This is a genomic window from Luedemannella helvata (assembly GCF_039528415.1).
GTDB lineage: Bacteria > Actinomycetota > Actinomycetes > Mycobacteriales > Micromonosporaceae > Luedemannella > Luedemannella helvata.
Window position 1 is genome coordinate 1 of sequence record NZ_BAAALS010000133.1, and the last position, 576, is coordinate 576.

At 68.4% G+C, this 576-nt stretch carries 1 protein-coding gene and 1 pseudogene; both read right to left on the reverse strand.

The window, feature by feature from the left end:
- Positions 1-203: pseudogene (locus ABD191_RS29110) on the reverse strand (hypothetical protein); the annotation flags it as partial.
- Between the two features lie 49 nt (positions 204-252).
- On the reverse strand, positions 253-576 hold a 324-nt coding region (locus tag ABD191_RS29115; RefSeq protein ID WP_344089196.1), incomplete at its 5' end, for an AI-2E family transporter.

Genomic DNA, 576 nt, shown 5'->3' on the forward strand with positions numbered 1-576 from the left:
TCGACCTCTGCGCGCCACTGATCGATGACGAAGTGCAGCTGCGTCGGGACGGGCTTCTCCACCCAGAGCGTGCCGTCGTTGTCGAAGACGGGGAAGCGCTCCTCCTCGGGGAGCGCATCGGGCCCTTCGCAGACCGAAGCCACGAACCGGAGGATCGCCTCGCGAGCCGGACCGTCGTTCCACGACGGGAGCGCTCTCGTCATGGGCGCCAGACTAGCCGAGCAACTTCGCCCCCGCCGCCGCCGGGCCGGTCTAGGGAGATCCGCTGGATGTCTGCTGGGGGACTCTGGCGTCCCCCGACAGCCAGCGCAGGAATCGCGCGTCCGGATCGCGGTCGAGCAGGACGTCGCGCACGAGCAGCGTCAGGGGGATCGACAGGATGGCGCCGAGCGGACCGATCACGAACGTCCAGAACACCACCGAGACGAAGCTCAGTGTCAGGGAGAGGTCGACGGCGTCGCTGACGAACTTCGGCTGCACGAGCACCTGCAGCACGACGTTGACGACCGAGTAGATCGCGAGCACCGAGATCATGAGCGGCACGCCGCCGACCACGAACGCGAGCACGGCGGGCGG